The organism is Streptomyces sp. NPDC001889, from assembly GCF_053594535.1.
Genome location: NZ_JBSFER010000022.1, coordinates 149,293 through 166,113 on the forward strand (window position 1 = coordinate 149,293; position 16,821 = coordinate 166,113).

At 72.2% G+C, this 16,821-nt stretch carries 12 protein-coding genes; 4 read left to right on the forward strand and 8 right to left on the reverse strand.

Annotation, left to right across the window (positions count from 1 at the left end; all coding sequences use genetic code 11):
- Positions 1-160: 160 nt before the first annotated feature.
- The 5 genes from ACWCRA_RS25565 to ACWCRA_RS25585 form a co-directional block, all read right to left on the reverse strand.
- Entirely contained in the window at positions 161-1,915 is a 1,755-nt protein-coding gene (locus ACWCRA_RS25565) for an LCP family protein (protein WP_451068693.1), read from the reverse strand.
- Positions 1,916-2,208: 293 nt separating this feature from the next.
- The gene (locus ACWCRA_RS25570) at positions 2,209-3,966 is read right to left on the reverse strand and encodes an LCP family protein (RefSeq protein ID WP_451068694.1); all 1,758 of its coding nucleotides are present in this window, start codon (positions 3,964-3,966) and stop codon (positions 2,209-2,211) included.
- Positions 3,967-4,013: 47 nt separating this feature from the next.
- The gene (locus ACWCRA_RS25575; RefSeq protein WP_351558213.1) at positions 4,014-5,717 is read right to left on the reverse strand and encodes an LCP family protein; all 1,704 of its coding nucleotides are present in this window, start codon (positions 5,715-5,717) and stop codon (positions 4,014-4,016) included.
- A gap of 216 nt (positions 5,718-5,933) precedes the next feature.
- Positions 5,934-7,547, reverse strand: a complete 1,614-nt coding sequence (locus ACWCRA_RS25580; RefSeq protein WP_451068695.1) for an LCP family protein — start codon at positions 7,545-7,547, stop codon at positions 5,934-5,936.
- A gap of 251 nt (positions 7,548-7,798) precedes the next feature.
- Entirely contained in the window at positions 7,799-8,554 is a 756-nt protein-coding gene (locus ACWCRA_RS25585; RefSeq protein WP_351558216.1) for a TIGR03089 family protein, read from the reverse strand.
- 128 nt (positions 8,555-8,682) lie between these two features.
- Between ACWCRA_RS25585 and ACWCRA_RS25590 the strand changes: the two genes are divergently transcribed.
- From ACWCRA_RS25590 to ACWCRA_RS25600, 3 genes are all read left to right on the forward strand, one after another.
- Positions 8,683-9,906 carry an N-acetylmuramoyl-L-alanine amidase gene (locus ACWCRA_RS25590; protein ID WP_451068696.1) on the forward strand — a complete coding sequence of 408 codons (1,224 nt, stop codon included), beginning with the start codon at positions 8,683-8,685 and terminating at the stop codon, positions 9,904-9,906.
- 86 nt (positions 9,907-9,992) lie between these two features.
- Positions 9,993-11,075 carry a sugar phosphate nucleotidyltransferase gene (locus ACWCRA_RS25595; RefSeq protein WP_451068697.1) on the forward strand — a complete coding sequence of 361 codons (1,083 nt, stop codon included), beginning with the start codon at positions 9,993-9,995 and terminating at the stop codon, positions 11,073-11,075.
- Between the two features lie 651 nt (positions 11,076-11,726).
- On the forward strand, positions 11,727-12,659 hold the full coding sequence (locus ACWCRA_RS25600; RefSeq protein ID WP_451068698.1) for a DNA-3-methyladenine glycosylase family protein: 933 nt from the start codon (positions 11,727-11,729) through the stop codon (positions 12,657-12,659).
- 33 nt (positions 12,660-12,692) lie between these two features.
- Here ACWCRA_RS25600 and ACWCRA_RS25605 read toward each other — a convergent pair whose 3' ends face one another.
- The 3 genes from ACWCRA_RS25605 to ACWCRA_RS25615 form a co-directional block, all read right to left on the reverse strand.
- Positions 12,693-14,060 carry a coenzyme F420-0:L-glutamate ligase gene (locus ACWCRA_RS25605; RefSeq protein ID WP_351559201.1) on the reverse strand — a complete coding sequence of 456 codons (1,368 nt, stop codon included), beginning with the start codon at positions 14,058-14,060 and terminating at the stop codon, positions 12,693-12,695.
- Positions 14,057-15,013 carry a 2-phospho-L-lactate transferase gene (gene cofD / locus ACWCRA_RS25610; protein ID WP_351559203.1) on the reverse strand — a complete coding sequence of 319 codons (957 nt, stop codon included), beginning with the start codon at positions 15,011-15,013 and terminating at the stop codon, positions 14,057-14,059. Before cofD ends, ACWCRA_RS25605 begins: the two co-directional genes overlap by 4 nt.
- A 105-nt stretch (positions 15,014-15,118) precedes the next feature.
- Positions 15,119-15,634, reverse strand: coding sequence for a cysteine dioxygenase (locus ACWCRA_RS25615; protein ID WP_451068699.1), 516 nt, complete (start codon positions 15,632-15,634; stop codon positions 15,119-15,121).
- 775 nt (positions 15,635-16,409) lie between these two features.
- Here ACWCRA_RS25615 and ACWCRA_RS25620 point away from each other — a divergent pair.
- Positions 16,410-16,673, forward strand: coding sequence for a WhiB family transcriptional regulator (locus tag ACWCRA_RS25620; protein WP_006348971.1), 264 nt, complete (start codon positions 16,410-16,412; stop codon positions 16,671-16,673).
- Positions 16,674-16,821: the final 148 nt, after the last annotated feature.

Genomic DNA, 16,821 nt, shown 5'->3' on the forward strand with positions numbered 1-16,821 from the left:
GACCCGGGCGCCACCCGCGGCCTCGGAGACCCGGGCGCCACCCGCGGCCTCGGAGACCCGGGCGCCACCCGCGGCCTCGGCGGCTCCGGAGCCTCGGCGCCACCGGCGGGCGCGGCGCCGCCTTTGGTTCCGGCGGCGCGCCCGCGCGGGTGCGCGCGGATCACTGCGCGCACACCTTCTTGTCGGCCTCCGTCTTCTTCACCCCGTCGGGAGCCTTGCCGGACCCGCTGACCGGCACCCCCGCGCCCCTGAAGTCGGCGCCCAGGGTCAGGGTCATCGGATCGGTCCCCTGGGCGTCCCGGTTGCCCGGCCGCAGGGCGGCGGCGGAGAGCCCCATCATGTCGGCGAGCGCCCTGGCCTGGTCGGCCTGGTCCGGCGCGTAGGCGAGCGTCGTCCTGGCGAGCTTCTCGGGGGCGTTGCTCCGGTTCGCCGACAGGGGCACGCCCTTGGTGTTCTGGAGCCAGAGCAGTGTCGACTGCGCGGCGCCGGTGGTGTCACTGCCGTTGTAGACGTCCACCCTGATCTCCGAGGCGTCCGCGCGCGCCCCCTCCAGCAGCGCCTTCCGCCGGTCCCTGGCGTCCTTCTCCTTCTTCTCCACCTCGGTGAAGGAGACATCGTTCGCCAGCATGTCGAAGACCTGCGGCGCCCTGACCGGGTCCAGGACGACGGTCGCCTTGACCGGCCCCTCGCTGGGGTTGTCGATCACCGGGACGGTCAGGAAGGTGATGTTCTTGACGTCGATCCTCCCCAGCTCCTGCGCGAGGGCGGTCAGCCTGGGCACGGTGCCTATCCGGGAGTCCACGGTGAGGGCCCTGGTCATGGAGTTCGCGAGATCGAACATCTCCTTGGGGTCGCCCAGGATGTCGCTCTTCATCTTGCGGATCATCGAGGCGACGAACTGCTTCTGCACATCGATCCGGTCGAGGTCGCTGTCGTTCTTCAGACCGTGCCGGTTGCGGACGAAGGCGAGCGCCTGCTCGCCTTCGACGCTGTGCGGGCCGGCCGCCAGATCGAGCCGGGACTCGGGGTCCTTCATCGGCTTGGCCAGGCAGATGTCCACGCCGCCGATCGCGGTCGTCAGAGTCTTGACGGCGTTGAAGTCCACCATCATGAAGTGGTTCATCGGCAGGCCGGTGAACTCCTTGACCGTGCGCATGGTGCAGCCCGGGTCGCGGCCCTGCTGGCCGAAGGACTGGTTGAAGCGGGTCCTCGGCTGCCCGGGGATGACCCGGGTCGAGCCGTCGGGCTGCTTGGTGGGGCAGGCGGGGATGTCGACGACCAGGTCGCGGGGGATGCTGATCGCGGTGGTGTTGGTGCGGTCGGCGGAGACATGGAACAGGAACGTCGTATCGGCGTGCCCGGCGCTCCCCTTGTCGCCGTACCCCTGGTTCCCCGCGCCGGTCCGCTTGTCGGTGCCGATCACCAGGATGTTGAGCGGGCCGCCCGAGAGACCGCCGCCGCTGGCCGCGTCACCGATGTCGACGGAGTTGATGTTGCCGTTGAGCCGCTCGTACACCAGATACGCGCCGATGGACCCGCCGACCAGCAGAAAGCCCAGGACGCCGCCGGTCCACACCAGCGCCTTCCGCTGGGCGGACTTCCTCGCCTTGCGCCCCCGCCGCCCGGACGCGCCGGGACGCTCGGCCGCCGGGGGGTTCGTCCGCCGCCGGCCGCGCTGGCCCGGCACCGAGGGGCCGGGTCCCGGCCCCGGTTCCGGCCCCGGTCTTGGTCCCGGGAGAGCGGTGGAGGGCGGACGGTCCGGCCCGGGGGAGGGGGCGCCGTGGCGCGGCCCGCCGGTCTCCCGGTGGTCCGCGGTGTCGTCCAGCCGCAGTTCGTAGGTGCCGGTCCGCGGGTTCAGTACCCACTGGTCGGCGGGGTCGACTCCGTCCGTCTGCCCACGGCTCTGTGCGTCCACGGTCGCTCGGGTCCTCCGTCGGTGCCACGCGACGTGCCTCTCCCCCTCAGGAGACGCGCGATGCCTCACTCCGGTGGGCCACGGCCTCCTGGCCGGGCCCCGGATCTCGTCACACTATCCGTCCCGTTCGGCGCCGGGGGACGGACCGAGGGAAATCACCGCACCCCACACAGGGGCAATCTGCCCGAACTCCCCGGGCCGGTACGCACGCTTTGGGGATTGCTTTACCCATAAGGTCCGTTGTGGGGCGGGGAGGGCACCGTGCCCGCCCCCGCCCCCGGCACCAGCCCGCGCTACCAGGTGAAGCCGGGCTGCACCTTCATGCACGCCTTGGTGTCCCCGCCGTTCAGCGCGTTGGCCGAATCGGGGGTCCGGTCGCTCTCCTCGGGCTTCGGGAAGGCGGTGCCGAGCCGCCAGTCCGCTCCCACGGTCAGCGCGATACCGGTGACATCCGTCGACTTCTTCACCGCGGACCGGGGCAGGCCCAGTGCCTTCGCGACCGCCTGGGCGTCGCCCTCCAGCTCCGCGTTGGAGAAGTGGACCACCGTCTTCGGCGCGGCCTCCCCGGCCGTGTCGGCCACCGCCCGGGTGAAGCCCTTGGCCTGGAGCACTCCGGCGATCTCCGTGGCCCGCCCCGGCTGGGGCGCCTGCCCGCCGCCGGTGCCGTTCCGTACCTGCACCGCGATCTCGGCGGGCGCCGCGGCCGGGTCCTTCGAGGTCGCGGGGGCCGTCTTCTTCTTCCTCGGGCCCCCCTTGCCGTCGAGCGGGATGTCCTCCCGGACCATGCGGAACAACTGCTCGGCCTCGCCGGGGATCGGCTCCACCTTGCCCCGGAAGCCGGGACGCTTCGAGTAGTCGACCGGGATGCGGGCCATGGTGACCCGGTCGCTGGGCACGCTCTTGAGGTCGTCGCCGAGTTCGAGGAGCCGGGCCACCGAGTCGATGCCCTTGTCGACGGTGAGCGCCTCGATGGCGGCCTCGGCGAGCCTGCGCAGCTTGTTGGGGTCGGTGAGCTTCGCGTTCTTCCGCAACTGGCGCACCATCGAGTTCAGATACATGTGCTGGGCGCGGGTGCGGGCGAGGTCGCTGCCGTCCTCGAAGCCGTACCGGGTGCGCAGCCACTGGAGCGCCTGCTCGCCCTTGACCGAGGTGGTGCCCTTCTCCAGCTTCAGCCCGGAGCCCTCGCCCTTGAGGTTGCGGGACTCGACGTTGTCCGTGACACAGACCGGTACGCCCTCGATGGCGTCCGCCATGGAGACCACACCCGCGAAGTCGATCATCATGAAGTGGTCGATGGTGATCCCGGTCAGCTCGTGCCAGGTGGCGACCGTGCAGCCGGGCCCGCCCCGGCCGAGGGACTCGTTCGTCTGGACCCAGTCGCTCGCGGGGAAGGTCTCACCGCTGTCCGGGTCCGTGCACTCGGGGATCTTCAGCATGGTGTCGCGCGGCATGCTGATCGCCGAGATGTTGGTGCGGTCGGCCGAGACGTGCAGCAGCATCTGCACATCCGCCAGCGGCTTGCCGTTGAAGGTGTCCCTGGCGCCGCCGAGCTTCTGGTTCGCCTTGCTGTCGCGCCCGTCGGAGCCGATGACCAGGATGTTCAGCGGGGTCTGGCCCTTGGCGTTGGCCTTGTGGCCCGGCATCTTCCTGCCGAGGGTCAGATCGTCCTTCTTGATCCTGCTGTTGAGGTGCTCGTAGTAGAGATAGCCGGCCGCGGCCGTCGCGAGTATCAGCAGCGACAGGGTGACCGCGGTCCACCGCAGCACCCGGCGCTTGCGGCTCCGGCCGCTCCCGGCGCCGCGGCCCGCCCCGCGCGCGGACCGGGAGCCGCCGTCCGGTGATGTGCTGCCCCGCCCGCCGGAGGGCGGGGGACGGTGATGGCCCCGGCGCCCGCGCTGTCCCGGCACCGCGATCCCGCCGGGCCCGCCGGCCGTGCCGGGCCCGCCGGCCGCGCCGGTTCCGCCGCCGGAGGCACCGCCGTCCGCGGCTCCGTCATGGGCGCGCGGAACGCGGTCCGGCGCCCTTCCTCCTCGTACGCTCTTGCGTCCCACCCCTGGACCCCCCTGTCATACGCACCCGGTGACGGGGAGCCCCCAGGTCACTGGGCGCACGTCTGCTTGTCGGCTTCGACCTTCTGGACACCCTCCGGCGCCTTCGCCGAACCGGTGATGGGCACCCCCGCGCCCTTGAAATCGGCGCCGAGGACGAGCTTCATCGGCTCGGTCGCTCCGGCGTCGGCCGTGCCCGGCTTCATCGCCGTGGCCGGCAGGCCCATCAGGGCCGCGAGCTTGCGGGCCTGGTCCGCCTGGTCGGGACCGTACTCAAGGGTGGTCTTGGCGGCCTTGGCCGGCGCGTTGCCCTCGTTGCTCGACTTCAGTACGGCCTGCTCGTTCTGGAGCCACGTCAGGGTCGCCAGCGCCACCCCCTGGGTGTCGCTTCCGTTGTAGATCGCGACCCGGACCTCGGACGCCTCGGCCTGGGGGCCCTGGAGCAGCTTCTTCTGCTCCTTCTTGGCGTCCTTCTCCTTCTGCTTCACCTCGGTGAGCGAGATGTCGTTCTGGATCATCGAGAACAGCGGCCTGGCCTTGGCCTCGTCGAGCACGACGGTCGCGCCGTCGTTGTCCAGCACCGGGACCGTCGCGAAGGTGATGTTCTTCGGGTTGACCTTCGCCAGCTCCAGACCGAGGTCCTGGAGCTTCTTGATGCTGCCGATCCCGGTGTCGACGGTGAGCGCCTTGGTGGCGGCGTTCGCCAGGTCCCACATCTTCGTGGGGCTGGTCAGGGTGTCGCTGGACTTCATCTTGCGGATCATCGAGCTGAGGAACTGCTGCTGTATCTCGATCCGGCTGAGGTCGCTGCCGAAGCCCACCGAGCCGCGGGTGCGGACGAAGGCGAGGGCGTCCTCGCCCTTCAGCACATGGGTGCCCTTGGTCAGTTTGAGCTTGGACTTCACATCGTTGATGTCCTTGCCCACGCAGACCTCGACCCCGCCGACCGCCGTGGACAGCGTCTTGACCGCGTTGAAGTCGGCCATCATGAAGTGGTCGACGGTGATGCCGGTCAGCTCCTTGACCGTCCGCATCGTGCAGCCGGGGTCGCGCCCCGACTGGCCCAGGCTCTCGTTGAACCGCGTCCGCGGCGAACCGGGAACGGTCTTGGCGTCACCGCCCGTCCCGGTCGTGCAGGAGGGGATATCGGTGAGCAGATCGCGCGGTATCGACAGCGCGGTCGCGTTGGTCCGGTCCTCGGAGACATGGAACAGAATGCTGGTGTCGGCGTGACCGGCGCTGTTGAGGTCGCCGTAGGACCCATTGCCCTTGCCGGTCCGCTTGTCCGTGCCGATGACAAGGATGTTGACGGCCTTGTCCTTCTTGAAGCCGCCGGACCCCGCGCCCGGCACGGCTATCGTGTTGAGATTCGAGTTCAGGCGGTTGTATCCGAGATACGCGCCCACCGAACCGACGACGACCACGAAGCCGACCACTCCGCCGGTCCATATGAGGATCTTCTTCTTGCGGGACGCGGGCGGTTTCCGCTTGCGGCGGCCCGCCGCCGGCGGACGCGCGGTCTCGGGCGCGTTCTTCCCCGACCTGCGCGAGCGCTGCCGGGGCACCGGCGCGGCGGCGGGCGTGTCCCGGTCGGGGGAGGGGGGCTCGCTGTCCTCCACCGGCTCCGGCGCGGGTGGGGAGGGTTGCGCTCCGGAGTGGTCCAGTCGCAGTTCGTATTGGCCTGTCTGCGGGTTCAGTACCCACTGGTCGGCGGGGTCCATATCGTCCCCACGCCCACGGCTCTGCGCATCCACGGTTATCCGAATCCTCCGTCGCTGCCACGCGAAGCGCCTCTCCCCCCGAAGAGCGCTCGGTTTCTCGTTCCGGCAGTGTGATCGCGCGGAGCCGGAGAAACCGGATCGCTTCACACTATCCGCCCAGTTCACAGGGGAGCGACGTCCGTGACAAATTCCACGTCGCTTACAACCGGGCAATACGCCCAATCCGCATGGAGAATGGGCCCGGGTTGGTCAGTGCTTTACCCCGCAGCTGCCCGTCGCCGCATTGGTGCCCGTGAAAGTGGGCGAGGGGCTGGGGCTCGACGGGCTGGTGGCGTCCTGCTTCCGCTTCGTCTCCTCGCTCTCCCGGCCGCCCTCCGGGACCACGGTGATGGGCGCGTCCTCGCGCAGCCGCTTGAAGAGCTGCTCCGCGTCGGGCTGTATCAATTCGTCCCGGTTCGTATTGGCGGTGTACGGCTGCCGGGGCGCGGTCAGGAACTGCACCTTCTCGGTCGGGATGCTCCGGACCGAGCGGGTCAGGTCGTAGAGGTCCTTCAGCGAGTCGAGTCCCGGGTCTGTGGTGAGCGACTTGGTCGCCGCGTCCAGCAGCGGGTAGAGCCGCGCCGGATTGAGCAGTACGCCATTGCTCTGGACCTTCTTGACCAGCGAGCCCAGGAACTGCTGCTGGCGCTCCATCCGCTCGGTGTCGCTGCCGTCGCCCAGGGACTTGCGGGCCCGCACATAGCCGAGCGCCTCCTCGCCGTGGAGCGTCTGCTCCCCGGCGGCGAGCCGCAGCCGCGCCTGCGGGTCGTCGATGGCCTCCGGGACGCAGACCTCGACCCCGTCGATCGCGTCGACCATCTTCTTGAAGCCGCGGAAGTCCACGATCATGTGATGGTCGACGCGGATGCCGGTCATCTTCTCGACGGTACGGATGGTGCAGGCCGCGCCCCCGGTCTCGTACGCGCTGTTGAACTGGGCGAACCGGGCGCCGGTCCGGGAACCGTCGGCGGTGCGGCAGCCGGGGATCTCGGCCATCAGATCGCGCGGGATGGACATCGCGGTCGCGCTCTGCCGGTCGGCGGCGATGTGCAGCAGGATCGTGGTGTCCGAGCGCTTGCCGCCGTCGTCCCGGCCGTACTCGCTGTTGCCCTTGCCGGAGCGGGTGTCCGAGCCGAGCACCAGGATGTTCTGGGCGTCCATCACCAGGGGCGCCGGCCGTTCCTTCTCGTGGACCTGGAGCTCCGCGGCGGCGGTGGTGTCGGTGGTGATGTTGGAGTCGAGCTTGCGGTAGAACCACCAGGCGGCGGCCGAGCCCGCGAGCAGGGCGAGGGAGACGCCGCCGGCGGCCAGCCGGATCAGCAGACGCCGGCGCCGTGCGGGGCGGGCGCCGGAGGGCGCGGGGGCGGGCGCATCCGGCCCGCCGGCCGCGGACCCGCCGGCCGCCTCGGCCCCGCTCGTCTCTGCCCCGCTGATCTCGGGCCCGTTCGCCTCGGGCCCGCTGCTCTCGGCCCCGTTCGCCTCGGGTTCTTTGCTCTCGGGTCCGTCGGCCTCGGGTCCGCTGGTCCCGGGCCCGCTCGCTCCGGGCCCGCTCGCTCCGGGCTCCACGGGGATGTCCGGACCCGGGGGAGACGCGCCGTCCCCACCCGCCCCGGTTCCGGTTCCGGTTCCGGTTCCGGTTCCGGAACCGGCCTTGGCCTCGGCACCGGCGCTGTCCCCGGCCTCAGCCCCTGCCCCGGCACCGGCTCCTCCTCCGGTTTCCGTCCCGGTTTCCGTCCCGGCCTCCGCGTCGGTCGCGCCGTCGCCCTCGTCCGGGCCGTCCGGCCCGGTCGGAGTACCAGCACTGTCGGTCACGTCTGCGTCCATCCTTCATGGCGTCGGCGGCGCGCTGGACCGCCGATCGCAGGGCTAGACGGCTGAACCTCGCGCTTGGTTGTGCGTTGACACGTGCGTTTGCCCGATCTTCCACCGGGAGTTGGAGGACGGGCACCTGGCCGGGCCCCGCATCGGCCACCCGGGTGGTCCTCCAGCCGTTCACCCTGACACGGCTGTTGGCTCGCACGAGGGTTTCACAGACGGAGTTCACCGCTCCGCCATACCCGGCGCGCGCGGCATGTTCAGGGGCGCGCGGTAGCGGTGACGCGCTCGCTCTCGATCCGCTTGCGCAGCTCCTCGTCCGGCAGTTGGCCGAGGTGCCGGCACAGCACCACCGACGCCCCGGCGGCGAGCGGCGCGAACAGCCCGGCGGAGAGCCCCTCCCAGGTGTCGTAACCGTGCCCGCTCAGCAGCCGGGAGCCGGGCGCGAGACCGAGACCGGCGGCGTCGGCGCGCGCCCGCTCCACCAGCTCGGCGCCGCTCAGCCCGATCCCGCCGACCGACAGCGCCGGAGCGCCGGGGTCGACGGGTGCGTACGGCGCGAAGCGGTCGCCCTGCGAGGGCACTTCCACCGCGTAGTCCGAGAAACCCTCCGGGGGCGCGGGGAACCGTCCGCCCAGGGGACGCAGCGCCAGCGCCACCCGCTCGCCCCGGCAGGCCCGCGCCCGGTCCAGGGTGTCCGGCCCGCTGACGACGAGATCGGCGTCCGCCGGGTCCCCGCCCACATCCACGGTCACTCCGGCGGAGGCGGCGGCGAGCAGCCACACCGCGCTCTGCCAGTGCGCGGGCAGCAGCAGCGCGAGCCGGTCGCCGGGCTCGGCCGCCAGCTCGCCCTGGAGCAGATTCGCGGTCTTGGCCACCCAATTGGCGAGGGTGGCCACGGACAATTCGACGCGCTCGCCGGTGGCGTCGTCGTAGAAGGTGACCAAGGGACGCGCGGGGTCCGCGGCGAGCGCGGATCGCAGCAGGTCGGCGGGGGTACGGTCGATGGCGTTCATCAGCGACAGGGTACGCGCCGCGCCGCGCGCGGGGGCCGCCGAACCGGTGACGGGGTCCTCCGGTCGGCCCGACGCGCCACCGGTGTGTGGGCGGGCGAACCGGGGCCCCAGAGGCCAGGATCTCCCTCATGCGTGGATTCCTGGCTACCTCGATCGGCGTCGCGGTCTCGACCGCGCTCGCACTCCCGCTCGCACCGCCCTCCGGCGACTCCAAGACACCACCCCCGCCCGCCGCCGAGACCCCCGGGGTCCCCGGCTCCACCCGGTCCCTGCCGCTCGCGCCGCAGCCCACCGGCCGGACCGTCGCGCCGCCATCGGAGCACGGTCGCTTCGAGCGGCGGGTCGCCCCGTTCTCGATGGCCGGGGTCGTCTGGGACGACCCCGGGGCCGAACTGCACGGCACCGTCGAGATCCGCACCCGGGCCACCGCCACCCGTCTGTGGTCCGGCTGGCAGTCCGTGGAGACCCACAACCACGAGCACGGCGCCGACCCGGACACACCGGAGAGCCGCTCGGCGCGGGGCTCCACCGCGCCGCTGTGGGTGGGGAGGTCGGACGGCGTGGAGGTCCGGGTACGGCCCGAGCGCGGCGCACCCCGGCCGCTGCCCCGGGGGCTGCGGCTGGAACTGGTCGACCCCGGGGACGGCTCCGGAGCCGTACGGGCGCCGGCGAACCGGCAGGCGGCCGCGCGGCCGGGGATGCCCGCCCCCGACGCGCTCCCCGAGCAGGCCGCCGCCAAGCCCTACATCGGCCCCCGCCCGAAGATCGTGACCCGCAAGGGCTGGAAGGCCAGTGAGTCGCTGCGGGAGCGGGGCTTCGTCTACAGCAAGACCGTCAAGGCGGCCTTCGTCCACCACAGCGCCACCGGCAACGGGTACACCTGCAAGCAGGCGCCCTCCGTCCTCCGCGGTATCTACCGCTACCACGTCGTGAGCAGCGGCTGGCGGGACATCGGCTACAACTTCGCCGTCGACAAGTGCGGGAACGTCTACGAAGGACGCGCCGGCGGCGTGACCAAGGCGGTACGAGGCGCCCACACCCTGGGCTTCAACACCAACAGCATGGGCATCGCCGTCCTCGGCTCCTACGGCCGCAGCAACCCGCCGGCGGCTGCGGTCACCGGGGTGGCCCGGCTGACGGCCTGGAAACTCGGGCTGTTCAAGGGCAATCCCCAGGGCAAGGTCACCCTCACATCGGGGGGCAGCGGCAAGTACGCCAAGGGCCGCAAGGTCCGGTTCAACGTGATCTCCGGACACCGGGACGGGTTCTACACCGAGTGCCCCGGGGCGCGTCTGTACGGCAGACTCGGCACCGCGAGAAAGGCTTCCGCGGGGTATCAGGGACGCGTCTGACCGGGCGGACCCGCGTCCACTGCATAAACTGTCCGATCTCGAACGAATGAGCACCCCCCGCCCGGACAGGAAGCAGAGACGACACGGTGACTGAAGCGATCCTCCTGGTCGGCGGCAAGGGCACCCGGCTGCGCCCGCTCACCGTCCATACCCCCAAGCCGATGGTGCCCGCGGCGGGCGTCCCGTTCCTCACCCACCAACTGGCGCGGGCCCGGGCGGCGGGGGTGGAGCACATCGTGCTCGCGACCTCCTATCTGGCGGAGGTCTTCGAGCCGTACTTCGGCGACGGGTCCGCGCTCGGACTGAGCCTGGAGTACGTCACCGAGGAGGAGCCCCTCGGCACCGGCGGGGCGATCCGCAATGTGGCCGGACGGCTGCGGTCCGGCCCCGACGAACCGGTACTGATCTTCAACGGGGACATTCTCACCGGCCTGGACATCGGCGCGCTGGTGGCCACGCACCGGGACTCCGGCGCCGATGTCTCGCTGCATCTGACGCGGGTGGCGGACCCCCGGGCGTTCGGTCTGGTGCCGACGGACGCGAACGGACGGGTGACGGCCTTCCTGGAGAAGCCGCAGACCCCCGAGGAGATCGTCACCGACCAGATCAACGCCGGGGCGTATGTCTTCCGCCGCTCGGTGATCGACACGATCCCGGCGGGCCGGCCGGTGTCGGTGGAACGGGAGACCTTCCCGGACCTGCTCTCCTCCGGCGCCCACCTCCAGGGAATGGTGGACTCCACCTACTGGCTGGACCTCGGCACGCCCCAGGCCTTCGTCCGCGGCTCGGCGGACCTGGTCCTCGGCCACGCCCCGTCCCCGGCGGTTCCCGGGCGCTGCGGGGAGCGGCTGGTGCTGGAGTCGGCGACGGTGGCGGTGGACGCGAAGCTGAGCGGGGGGACGGTGGTGGGTGAAGGGGCGAGGATCGGCGCGGGGGCCCGGGTCCACGGGAGCGTGGTCCAGGCGGGGGCGGTGGTGGAGGAGAACGCGGTGATCACGGCATCGCTCATCGGCGCGGGTGCCTGTGTCGGGGCACGCAGTGTGCTCACCGACACGGTGGTCGGTGACGGGGCGACGGTCGGTGCCGACAATGAGCTTCGCGCCGGCGCGCGCGTCTGGTGCGACACCACCCTCCCGCCGAGGTCCCTCCGCTTCTCCTCGGACCAGTAGCCCCCACCCTCCGAGCCCCTCCGGAGCCCGGGCCGCACCCCCGGTTCCTCCGGCGTGTGAGCCGGGCCACCGGTTCGTCCGGCGTTTGCCGCCCCACTCCAGCTTTCCCGCGTCTGAGGAGGCCACCCCAGCCCCTCCGGCGCTTGAGGCGCACCCACCCGGCCTTTCCGGGTGGGCCGAGGCGGGTCATCCCAGCCCCTCTGGCGCTTGAGTCGCACCCCTCAGCCTCTCCGGCGGGCCGAGGCGGGTCATCCCAGCCCTCGCGGGAGAGCCGAGGCGCGAAATCCAGCCCCTCCGGCGTTTGAGCAGCCCCCCGGCCTTTCCGGGCGGTCCGAGGCACGGAATCCAGCCCCCCGCTGGCGACCTGAGCAACCCAAGCCCCTCCGGCGATTGAGGAGCGGGGGTTCGGGGGCCGGCCCCCGACCGTTGCCCGCACCATGCGGGCACCTGTCGCGCGGGGGCCGTCCCCAAGCTTCCCCAGAGCTGCCTCCGGGAGGCCCCCCGTCGGCCCGGGTTCGCCCGGGTCGCCCGGGTCGCCCGGGGCGCGGCGGCCGGCCCGTGAGTGCCGGGTGGGGGTGGCGCGGGCGGGACCGGCGGGAGCCCGCACGGTTACCCTCGGAAGAGCCACCCCCCTCCCCAAGGACCCCTCCCGTGCCAGGCACCCCCACCCCACCCCCCACAGCACCCACCCGCACCTGGACACCCTCCGCCCCCACCACCCTCCCCCTCACCCTCACCCCCCTCCGCCGGGGCCCCGCCGACCCCACCTACCGGGCCACCCCGGACGGCGCCTTCTGGCGGACCGCCCGGACCCCGGACGGCCCGGGCACGCTCCGGATCACCGCACGGGACGGCAGGGTGGAGGCACGCGCCTGGGGCCCCGGCGCCGCCTGGCTCCTGGACACCCTCCCCGCGCTCCTCGGCGCCGGGGACGACCCCGGCGCCCTCACCCCGCGCCACCGCGCCGTCGCCCACGCCCGCCACCACCGCCCCGGCCTGCGCCTCACCCGCACCGGACTGGTCCTGGAGTCCCTGATCCCCTCCGTCCTGGAGCAGAAGGTCACCACGGACGAGGCCTACCGCGCCTGGCGGCTCCTGGTGCGGAAGTACGGCGAGCCCGCCCCCGGCCCGGCCCCCGGGATGCATGTGGTCCCCGAGCCCCGCACCTGGACCCTCATCCCCTCCTGGGAGTGGCACCGCGCGGGCGTCGACGACAAGCGCGCCGCCACCGTCATCCGCGCGGCGCGGGCCGCCCGCCGGATGGAGGAGGCCGCGGACATGGAGCCGGAACAGGCCAGGGCCCGCCTGGAACTGATCCCCGGCATCGGCCCCTGGACCTCCGCCGAGACGGTCCAGCGCAGCCACGGCGCCCCCGACGCCGTCACCACCGGCGATCTCCATCTGCCGGGCATCGTCGGCTACGCCCTCGCGGGCGACCGGGACGCCGACGACACGGCGATGCTCGAACTCCTCGCCCCGTACGCGGGCCAGCGCCACCGCGCCGCCCGTCTCATCCTGCTCAGCGGCCGCGTCCCGCCCCGCCGCGCCCCCCGGATGTACCGGGTCGACATCGGGCGGCTCTGACCACCCCCGGAGCGGCCGGGACCCGGCCGGGCGCTAACGGACCTCGATGAACGCCGACGCCTCCCGGACCGGCCGCTGCTTCGGCACCGCCGCCGCGTGCCCCACGGCCACCGCCCCCATCGGGTCCCACTCCCCGGGCAGCCCCAGCACCTCGCGGACGACCTCGCGGCAGAACATCGTGGACGAGACCCACGCCGAGCCCAGCCGCTCCCCGGCGAGCGCCACCAGGAAGTTCTGCACTCCGGCTCCCGTGGCGACCACGAACATCTCGCGCTCGGCGGCGTCCCGGCGCTCGTGCCCGTAGTGGTGGGAGCCCTCCATCACCATGCAGGGGACCACCAGATACGGGGCCCGGCGCAGCACCTCCCCCCGGCGCACCCGCTTGGCGATCGACTCCTCCGACTTCCCGTCGCGCCGCAGATCCGCGATCCAGGCGTCCCGCATCGCGTCGAGCAGCCCGGCGCGGGCGGCTGCGGACTCCAGCAGGACGAACCGCCACGGCGTGGTGTGGTGCGGCGCGGGCGCGGTCACCGCCGCCGCGACCGCCCTGCGCACCGCCGCCGGATCGACCGGCTGGTCGGTGAACTCCCGCACCGTGCGCCGCTGGGTCACCGCCTCCCGTACCGCCTCCGACGTACCGAGCCGGAACATGTCATCGGCCGCGTCCCGCACCAGCGCGCGGGCGTCGTCGTCGCCCCCCACCAGGTGGGCGAGACCGCGCACCACGGCGACCGGCAGCCCGGAGCACTTGCCCTTGACCAGATCGCCGGCCGCGGCCAGCTCATCGGCGGTGGCGATCACGGTCGCGCTCAGCGGATTCCCGTGGGAGTCCGTCCCGCCGCGCAGATCGTCCAGGACCCGCACGCCCGCCGCCCCGATCGCGACATCGGTCAGCCCGGCGCGCCAGGGCCGCCCGAAGGTGTCGGTGACGATCACCCCGACCTCCACGCCGAGGGCCTCCCGCAGCCCCGCGCGGATCGCCCGCGCCGACGCGTCGGGGTCGAGCGGCAGCAGCAGCACCGTCCCGGCCGGAGTGTTGGAGGCGTCGACTCCGGCCGCCGCCATCACCAGCCCCTGCCGGTTCTCGACGATCCGCAGCGGCCCGCGCCGCGCCACCACCCGCACGGTCTCGGCGTCTATGGCGGCCTCACGGTCGTCGGCGGTGACGATCCGCCCCTCCGCCTTGCTCACGATCTTCGAGGTGACCAGCAGAATGTCCCCGTCGGCCAGCTCCGGCCCGGCGGCGGCGATCAGCCCGGCGAGATCGTCGCCCGCCCGCACCTCGGGAAGCCCGGTCACGGCCCGGACCGAGAACGCCGGAGCCCCGGCCTCCGGGGGCCCGGCTCCCTCGGGAGCCGCGCCGGCCGCGGTCCGTTCCCCTGTTCCGTACGGCGGTGTCATCCCCGGACCTCCTCGGCCAGCGCGAGCGCCTGCCGCGCCATCTCCGCCGCCGCGTCCGCGTCCGTCATCAGCAGCGGGACCGCCCGGCAGCGGATTCCCGCTCCCTCGACCTCGGCGACGGCCGCCGCGTCCACCGTGTCGACCAGCCAGCCGTCGAGCAGCCCCGAGCCGTAGTGCGAGGCGACCGCCGAGGCTGTCGCCTCCACTCCCACGGCGGTGAGCACCTTGTCGGCCATCCCGCGCACCGGCGCGTTCCCGACGATGGGGGAGAGCCCCACCACCGGGACCCCGGCCTCGGCGATCGCCTCGCGGATGCCCGGGACCGCGAGGATGGTGCCCACGCTGACGACCGGGTTGGACGGCGGGAAGAGGATCACATCGGCGGCGGCGATGGCCTCCAGCACCCCGGGCGCGGGTTTCGCCTGGTCGGCGCCGACGGGCACCACGGCCTCGGCGGGCACCGAGGCCCGCAGCCGCACCCAGTACTCCTGGAAGTGGATGACCTTCCGCTCCCCGTCCAGCTCCACCGCGACATGGGTCTCGACGCGGTCGTCGGACATCGGCAGCAGCCGTACGCCCGGGTTCCAGCGGGTGCAGAGCGCCTCGGTCACGGCGCTGAGCGGGTAGCCCGCGGAGAGCATCTGGGTGCGGACGATATGGGTCGCGAAGTCCCGGTCTCCGAGACCGAACCACTCCGGGCCCACACCGTAGGCGGCCAGCTCCTCCTTGACCCGGAAGCTCTCGTCCGTACGCCCCCAGCCCTGCTCCTCGTTTATGCCGCCGCCGAGGGTGTACATCACCGTGTCGAGGTCGGGGCAGATCTTCAGTCCGAACAGATGGATGTCGTCACCGGTGTTCCCGATCACCGTGACGTCCGCTTCGGGCGCGGCCTTCAGAAGACCGCGGAGAAAACGGGCGCCGCCGATGCCGCCGGCCAGAACCACAATGCGCATGGATGTCAGTGTGTCAGGCGGAGCCTGATCGTCTGTGGGGTGGTGGCCGGGCGACGGGTGGGGCTGTCGGGCGGAGCCTGATCGTCTGTGGGGTGGTGGCCGGGCTCAGGCGGGTACGGCGCCCTGGCACCGCGCGTGCGCCATCGCGGGCACGGCCGCCCCCGGCCGCATCGGCATCTCCGTCAGCCCCGGGTAGTAGATGTGCAGCGACACCGCCGGTTCGAGCGAGTCGTTGACCACCTCGTGCTCGTACCCCGGCGCGAACACCCGCTGCGCGCCCGCGGTGAGCTCCCGTGCGCCCCGCCCGGTGCGTTCGGTGAGCCGTCCTTCGAGGAGCGTGAGCACCCCGGCGGAGTCCCCGTGGCCGTGGAGCCCGGTGCCCTGGCCGGGCACCCACGACAGCAGCCACACCTCGTAGCCGGGGCCGGTGTCGAGCCGGTGGTACCAGCGGCTGGCGGCGTCGTACCGGACCAGCGGGGCCCATCGGGCCCGGTCGCCGGCGATGGAGCGGGCCAGGCCGGCGAAGTCGGCGACGGTCGCGGGGTGTTCGGGGGCGGGCTGGAGGAGGTGCTGCACGGCGAGGATGTCGCCGGCGATCTGGAGGTCGCTGTCGCTGTTCATGGGTGCGGTGGTTCCTCGGCGGAGAACGAGCAGTGCGGACGGGGCGCGGGTGCGGGAGAGCGGGAGCCTCGGGCCGTACGGCATCCGGGGCGGGAGGCCGCACACACGGCTCCGGTGGCGGGCCGTGTGCCCACGGGAACGCGGGGGCGGAGAGCTGTGGAGCGGAGAGCGGGGTGAAGGCCGGAGCGCTACGGCGTCGACGGCATCAACAGCTGGAACAGCAACAGCGCGCCTGGACAGCACAGCGGAACCCGCGGACGGGGGTCGCAAAAGATGCTGAGGTCGCTGACATGCCACCCAAGGTGACGGGTGGGGGTCTTTGATGTCAACTCAATGACCGGTTTGGCGGCAATGTTTCACCTCATACGGTTACGGAATCCGGAGAAAGGTTTGCTCAGCCGGTACAGCGGAGACAAGGCGCAGCAACCGTGCCTGGTCCCGCCCGGCTGCCCATCCGAACGCCGCGTGACCGGACTGTGATCCGGATCGCTTCACTGGCCGGATCGCAACAAGATCGAACCCTGTGTCGTCTTCACTCATGAGAAGGGGGGACGCGAGGGCGTGGAGCAGGCCACCGGCATGTGTCACCTTTTTGGTGATTTGAACACTTTCCGCATAGCCTTGGTTCCGCAGAGTGAATACCGGGCCCAATAGCAGATCCCGGCTTGACTGGCCCGGATCGGCGCACTTGTAATTTCACTCGTGTCGTTTGGCCGAAATCGATCACGCGATCACGGCAACATCACGGGGACGCAGAGACAGACGAGGGGCGCACATGACCGAGCTGTTCGAACAACTGCTGGTCGAGGACGCGGACGACGAAATCGGCTGGCAGGAGCGCGCGTTGTGCGCCCAGACCGATCCCGAGTCCTTCTTCCCTGAAAAGGGCGGCTCCACACGCGAGGCGAAAAAAGTATGCCTGGCCTGTGAAGTCCGCTCGGAATGCCTTGAGTACGCACTGGCCAACGATGAGCGATTCGGAATCTGGGGCGGACTGTCCGAGCGCGAACGGCGACGACTGAAGAAGGCCGCCGTCTGAAAACCGAACGGATATCCAGGATCAGACCGGAGAGACGAATCCGGCGCACCGACCACGGTCCGCCGGCTGCGGCACAGCGCAGCCGGCGGACCGTTTCGCTGCCCGGCCCCCGGCCCCCGGCCCCCGCCCGCCCGCTCTCCCCCGACCC